Source organism: Comamonas sp., from assembly GCF_009360615.1.
Taxonomy (GTDB): domain Bacteria; phylum Pseudomonadota; class Gammaproteobacteria; order Burkholderiales; family Burkholderiaceae_C; genus Comamonas.
On the sequence record NZ_SPEY01000117.1, the window covers coordinates 1 to 6,105 of the forward strand.

General features: G+C 67.2%; 10 protein-coding genes. 1 reads left to right on the plus strand and 9 read right to left on the minus strand.

What is annotated here, in order from left to right; translation table 11 throughout:
* From E2583_RS23935 to E2583_RS23975, 9 genes are all read right to left on the minus strand, one after another.
* Positions 1–347: hypothetical protein (locus tag E2583_RS23935; protein WP_291599359.1), on the minus strand; the 347-nt coding region annotated here is incomplete at its 3' end.
* Complete coding sequence (locus E2583_RS23940; RefSeq protein WP_014703539.1) at positions 344–940, minus strand: S26 family signal peptidase; 597 nt, start codon at positions 938–940, stop codon at positions 344–346. The genes E2583_RS23940 and E2583_RS23935, both read right to left, overlap by 4 nt.
* Complete coding sequence (locus tag E2583_RS23945; protein ID WP_014703538.1) at positions 937–1,470, minus strand: DUF2840 domain-containing protein; 534 nt, start codon at positions 1,468–1,470, stop codon at positions 937–939. Before E2583_RS23945 ends, E2583_RS23940 begins: the two co-directional genes overlap by 4 nt.
* Positions 1,467–1,739: a hypothetical protein gene (locus E2583_RS23950; protein ID WP_014703537.1), complete on the minus strand. Its 273-nt coding sequence runs from the start codon at positions 1,737–1,739 to the stop codon at positions 1,467–1,469. Before E2583_RS23950 ends, E2583_RS23945 begins: the two co-directional genes overlap by 4 nt.
* Positions 1,736–2,374 (minus strand): ParA family partition ATPase, encoded by a 639-nt coding sequence (parA, locus tag E2583_RS23955; protein ID WP_014703536.1) that lies wholly within the window; start codon positions 2,372–2,374, stop codon positions 1,736–1,738. Before parA ends, E2583_RS23950 begins: the two co-directional genes overlap by 4 nt.
* Positions 2,375–2,615: 241 nt before the next feature.
* Positions 2,616–3,461 (minus strand): replication initiator protein A, encoded by an 846-nt coding sequence (locus E2583_RS23960; protein WP_014703534.1) that lies wholly within the window; start codon positions 3,459–3,461, stop codon positions 2,616–2,618.
* Positions 3,462–3,487: 26 nt separating this feature from the next.
* Positions 3,488–3,772: a helix-turn-helix domain-containing protein gene (locus tag E2583_RS23965; protein WP_014703533.1), complete on the minus strand. Its 285-nt coding sequence runs from the start codon at positions 3,770–3,772 to the stop codon at positions 3,488–3,490.
* Between the two features lie 111 nt (positions 3,773–3,883).
* Positions 3,884–4,651, minus strand: a complete 768-nt coding sequence (locus E2583_RS23970; RefSeq protein ID WP_014703532.1) for a DUF2285 domain-containing protein — start codon at positions 4,649–4,651, stop codon at positions 3,884–3,886.
* A gap of 346 nt (positions 4,652–4,997) precedes the next feature.
* Positions 4,998–5,345, minus strand: a complete 348-nt coding sequence (locus tag E2583_RS23975) for a DUF2958 domain-containing protein (RefSeq protein ID WP_014703529.1) — start codon at positions 5,343–5,345, stop codon at positions 4,998–5,000.
* 264 nt (positions 5,346–5,609) lie between these two features.
* On the opposite strand from E2583_RS23975, the gene E2583_RS23980 reads away from it, so the two are divergent.
* Positions 5,610–5,903, plus strand: a complete 294-nt coding sequence (locus E2583_RS23980; protein ID WP_023110657.1) for a helix-turn-helix transcriptional regulator — start codon at positions 5,610–5,612, stop codon at positions 5,901–5,903.
* Positions 5,904–6,105: the final 202 nt, after the last annotated feature.

A 6,105-nucleotide genomic window follows, 5' to 3' on the forward strand; every position in this document is an offset into this window, starting at 1 on the left:
GCCACCTTGTGGCGAGTGCCGCCCCCAACCCACGTGCAGACTGGCTTTGCGCGCGCCGTGGTGCCGCGCCCTTCAATCTTGCCTTCCGCCTTTGCCCCTCGCTGGCGCTCCGGGCAGCGGCGGCCCGGCGGCGCTGCTGCGTAAGCAGCCAGCGCACCGGCGAACGCGGACACGGCCGCAGGCCGGGCGCGTTCGAGGCAAGACGCCTGCACATGGGAAGGCAGCGCGAAGTGCAGCGCGGATGCGCTCGCACTGCACGCGCGACGACACGCGGAAAGCCACTGGATCGGCATGCCCGATGGCACGACAAGATGCACGGCAACGTACAGCGAGTCGGCGGCCATCATGGGCGAGCCTCCAGCCAGACCGGATGCGCGACGCCGATCACGGCGGATGCGCTGACCGGCCCGAAATACCGGCTGTCGAACGATGCCGGATTCGTCACGCTCAACAGGAGCAGCTCGCCCGGGTCGAGGCGTCGGCAAAGCTGCAAGGACGGCAGCGGCCGGCCCAGCCGGTCGGCAGGCAACGCGGCGGCCACCGGCACGCCGTCGATGCGTACCTGACCGGCGACGATGCAAACGTGTTGCGGCGCGACCGCGCCCACACGTTTGAGCAGCTGAACGCGCGTCGGCAGGTAGCCGCGCTGCGCAGCCAGCGCGGCGGCCCTGGCGGGCAGCGGCACCAGCACGATGCTGTCTACGGACGGCGGACGTGGCAGCGAGGCGGCGCGTGGGTCGAACGGATCGACGCGATACCAGCCAACCGCCACGCTATCTGACGGGTTGTAGATCAGGCGCGGCAGCGGCTGCACGAAGGACGCCCAGGCCAGCGCAGCGAGGCTGCAGGCGGACAGGCTCGCCAGTACGAGGCGAGCGCGCAAACGTGCGCGGGGCGAGCGAGGACGCGGCGCGGCGGCGACAGTAGAAACGGTGGTCATGGCTGTGCCCTCCCGGTCAGCCAGGCGGCGTGCCGCTCGGCGGTGTATTCGGGCAGCGGCAGGCGCGCGGCGAGCCGGTTGGCGAGCGTGCGCCAGTACGCGGGCGAGACGGCGACGGGCGCGATGCCCAGCGCCTCGATGGCGTCGATGCGTTCCAGCACGGCGCGCACCTGGTTCTCGCCTTCGGCGTGCAGCAGCAGGCGCGCGCCCGGCCGCACGCCGGGGATGCGCTGCGCCGCGTCCAGCGGCGTGCAAGCCTGCATCACCATGAGCTGCCAGCGGATCGTGCCGTAGTCGTTGGCTTGCCAACGGACACGGCACAGAACCGCGTTCGGCAGGAACACGGCGCTGCGCCGCCAGCGGTCGAGCCGGACGATGCGCGCAGGCTCACCGAAGCGCAGATAGAGGTCGAAATGCTGGTCGATGTAGGCCAGCGCCACGCGCGTCAGCGGCGCGCTGGCTGGCTGGCCGGTAGGTGCTGTGAGCGCAGCCGTGGCCGCGCCAGCGGCCGGCGAAGCGGATATGTTCATGGGGTGCTCTCCCTGCGGCTCTCTGGAAACTCGCGCTCCAGCAGGCCGCGCAGCAGGTCGGCCACGGTCACGCCTTGCGTGAAGGCCGACACCTTGATGCGCGCCCGCATGGCGGGCGTGATGTCGAGAGTGAGGCGAGCCGTGTAGAGGTCGCCCTTGCCCAGCGCATCGGCATCACCTTGGCGAATCCACGCCTCGGCGTGTGGATTCGCGGGCGGACGCGCGCCGATGCCGACACGCTTGGCGCGTGGTGGCGGCTTCGCTGTCATGACGGCCACCGCAGCAGTTCATCGACCAGCGCGGTGATTTCACGCGCGGCCGCGCTGTCCGGCGCCGTCTCGCGTGCAAGCCGACCAGCGGCCACGCTGTCGGCGAACACGACGCGCTGATGCACTTCCGCGCGCAGCGCAGGAAGCGGCTGGTCGGCAAGCGCCTGGCGCGCTTCGCGCCCGATCACGGTGGTACTGACACGCCGATTGATGATGAAGGCCGCGCGCAGCGCAGGCCGGAACACCTGCGCCTCGCGGATCAGCGCCACCATCTCGGCGCTGGCCCACAGGTCGTAGGGACTCGGCTGCACCGGGATCAGCACGCGCTCGGCCGCCAGCAGCGCGGAGCGCGCCAAGGCGGCGATGCGCGGCGGGCCGTCGATGACGACGTGATCTGCTCGCCTGGCGAGTTCTGGTGCCTCTTGGTGCAGCGTTTCGCGTGCGAGGCCCACGGCGCTGAACAGCCGTGGCAAGCCTTGCTGGCTTCTGCGCTGCGTCCAGTCCAGTGAGGAACCCTGCGGGTCGGCATCCAGCAGCACGACGTGCTGGCCGCGCATCGCCAGCTCGCCGGCGATGTGCGTGGCGAGCGTGGTCTTGCCTACGCCGCCTTTCTGATTGAGAAGCGCGACGATCATGGCGCGGCCCTCCCTGCCGGAAAGCCGGCCTGGCCGTGCCGCTGGGTGGTTTTCCACCGAAACGGCGCGCTTCTACTAAAAGTTATGTATTTCTTGTTAGGTAAGTTAGAGGGGGCGCAAACCCGCGCCGTTATTGGCTTTACGGCGTTTTCGTACTCCTGATAGCACGATAGGCGTACTCCTGATAGCACGATACCCGGTACTCCTGATAGCACGAGGCCGTCCACAAGTTTTCCCCGAGTTATCCCCGTGCCGTATGCAGCACTGGCCGGAAGGTCAGCAGTTCCGTTCCATCGTCCGGCATCCGCTCGATGTCCAGGACGTAGCCGGGCAGCGACTGCCGCGCCACCAGGGCGCGCAAGTCGTAGGCAAAATCGGAGAAGCGCGCCGCGCTGCCCGATTTGCGGTAGAGGTGCCGGAAATCGAATTGCCAGCCGTGTTCCTGCCGTCCGCCGTGCTTGCGCACCAGGCGATACAGCCAGCGTTCGATGCCGCCCTTCAAGCGGAAATAGGCCGGGTCGATGGTCAGCACCAAGGCGGCATCGAGCACGCCCGCATAGAACCAATCGGGCAAGATCAGCTCGATGCCCAGCGGCACGCCGCTGGCGTCGGCCAGTTCCTTCCACTCGTTGATCCACGAGAAGCGATGCAAGCGCCTTCCCGTGGTTTCGCGGATGGACGTGGCCACCGTGGTCGATTGCAAGCGATCCAGCGCGGCTTTCAGGCGCTGGTAGTCGTTGAGCGATGTGCCGCGCCCGATGAAGCGCAGGATTTCGTAGGGCGTGGCGCGTATCCAGCGCGACGGGCGGATGCCCGCGTCGCGCGCCTCCGCGATCTGCGAAGCGGCCCATATCAGCACGTCGGCATCCCATATCGTTGCGATGCCGTGCTCCTGCGTGCCCTCCACGCGGATGGTGATGCCGCCTGCGCGAAAGTCGATCGGCGCGGTGCGCCGCGACTTCGCCAGCGAGAAGAACGGAAAGGCCATCAAGTCCTGGCTGTCGCGTGGTGCCATGTCGCCCGGCAGCGCCCGGAACAGGTCGAGCTGTTCGCGCTGCTGCAAGGCTTGCCCTGGCGGGCTGGACATGGCAAAGGCCACCCACGCACCGGCGTTCAGCGGCCATCACGGTAGTCACCCGCGTGGCGTTGGGCATATTCCGGGTCGGAAGTCGCCTCGTAGCTGCGCTGGTCGGCCCAGGCATCGAGGTCGCTTACCGCGTACATGACGCGGCGGCCGAACTTGCGGAACTTCGGCCCTCCGCCGATCACGCGCTGTTTCTCCAGCGTGCGCGGCGACAGCCGCAGGTATTCGGCGGCTTCGTCGTTGGTCAGGTAGCGTTGGGGCTGCGCGGGCGCAGCGACAGCAGCGGCGGCAGGCCGCAAGGGAGCGGGTCGCATGGGATGTACCTCCATCAAGCCCGGCCACACCACGCGGCCGGATAGAGGCACTTTCAAGAAAGCAAGGCTTCTTGCTAAGGGACGTTCTTCAAGGGACGCGAAACGTCCCCCCTAGTGCAACGGTGGCGGAAGCTGTGCCAGGCGGCGGTAGCCGCCGCGCATCAGCGCATCGCCACGGCGCACCAGCCGCCGCACGCGAGCACGCAAGGCGCTGTCTTTGTGCCAGTCGGCTGCGACGGCATCCGCGCCGAACAGCCCTTCGGCCACCTCGCGCAAGGACGCGCCCGAGAGGGTCGCGTCGAGCGCCTGCAAGGTGTGCAGTTCCAGCACCGCGGCGGGCGTGGGCCGGGATCGAGCCGCCGCCGCAGGCGTGGCCACGGTCGCGGCGGACAGCGCATCCAGTTCGGCCGCGAGCGTGCGATAGCGCGTGCAGGGCGTGGCGCAGGCGCGGGTGGCGTAGAGGTAGGCCATGCCGTCTTCCAGGCCGGGCGCGAGTGCCAGCCGCACGCAGCAACCCGGCCAGTGCGACACCAGCACCAGGCGCTTGCCGTCGTGGATCAGTTGCTTGCGGCCAGGCACGCGCCAGAACTCGAAGGCGTCGGCATCCGGCGGCGGGTCGTCGTCTGGATAGAGCTGGATCACGCCATCGTGATCGGGGAACCAGGCTGGATGCGCATCGCGCGCATCCAGGGCCGGGTCTTCCAGCAGGCGCAAGCCCCATCGATGCGCCGTATCCGGTCGGCGGCGACGGCGCAACCAGTCGAGCCGGTAATCGGGGTTTCTACGCAGGTATTCCCAGGCCAGCGCGGGGCCGTCGAGGTGCAGCGTGTAGAGATACGCGGCGGTTGGATACCAATGCTCGGCGTTCAGATCAGCCATAACGCAACCTCCTGTCGATCAGCAGGAACGTCGCTACGGATTCCGCCGTGCGGGAGCTATCGAAACGCCATCAAGTCGTCATCGAATCAAGGTAAGCTGTAACTGCTGGTGTCAAGACAGATTCGCTCCGGAGCATTGCTGAAATCGTCTGAATGCGACGGCTGCGCCGCCGTAAAAATGGTGCGCAGCATTGAGCAACGTGCCGCATCCAGCGCCCGGCATCATGACTGTTTGCATCTGGATCGCACCGCTTCGGCGCAAGCGTGCGGATTCAGACTTGTCCGGTCTTGAACAAGACTGAAATAGTCACAATGCGTCCCGTTTGGCCCTGCTGCGCTGGCCGGTATCAGTCCGGGATCGAACCGTCTTCCTGCGCCAGCCGGACATACTCCGACAGCCTCCGCGTCGGCTGAAAGTAGCGATCGCGCATCACCGGCCGCTGACGCGGGCCGACGATGGACGCGAGATCGGACAGCCTCACCGTGCCCAGAGCGGGCATTCCGATCCCCAAGTCGATCAGGCCGTAGGCCGTATCGCCATCGGCAGGATCGAGCGAGGCCAGCAGCCATGTTGCATGCGCGTCCGGGGTGAACAGCCGCACGGCCGGCAACGGGTCGATATCCTGCCCGGCGGCGCGGGCTTGGCCGTGGGCCAGCAGCCGCGTCCGTTCTTCCTCGGTCGCAAGCGGGATCACGGCCGCGTGCCTTCCACGAATGCACGGAACCGCCGAAGCGCCTCTGTGCTTGCGCACGAATCCATAGAAGCGTAGAGGCACGAAAGCGCATTGCCGGAAGTCAGGAAAGACACGGATGCGGTTCCCTGGGTTTGAAGAAATCCGCAGATACGGATTTCCGTAAAGGCACGAAAGAGGAAAGCAGTAGCACAAAATGAACACTATAGATTGTAGCCCTATAGAGCGCAATGGGCTGTCATCTTGGTTTTTGGGGGGAAACCATAGGTGGCAGCGAAGAACTCATTGGCAGCGGCGATACGGACGGTCAGGAAAGCGCGTGGCTTGAGCCAGGAAGCGTTCTCTGACGTGTCCAGCCGCACCTACATGAGTTCGCTGGAACGCGACCTGAAAAGCCCGACCATCCACAAGCTGGCCGAGCTGTGCGAGGTCATGGACGTGCATCCGCTCACGCTGCTGACGCTGGCCTACGTCGGCGACAGCGCGCACCAGGCCGACGAGCTGCTGGCGCGCGTGCGCCAGGAGCTTGAGGCCGTGCTGAAGGAGTCGGATACGCCGTAGCGCGTCGGCGCGTAGTGCCGGATCTCCGCAAGCGAAGCGCGCAGCGCCGCAGGCGCGAAGGCGTGAGGGATTGAAGCCGATTGGCCGTGACGGCGTAGCCGGCACGGGGCGCAGCCCGAAAGCCCGGCGGCGCTTCCAGCGCCGACACGCCATCTTGTGCCTGCGGCTGCCAAGGGTTGCGAACCCTCCAGTCAGCACCCAT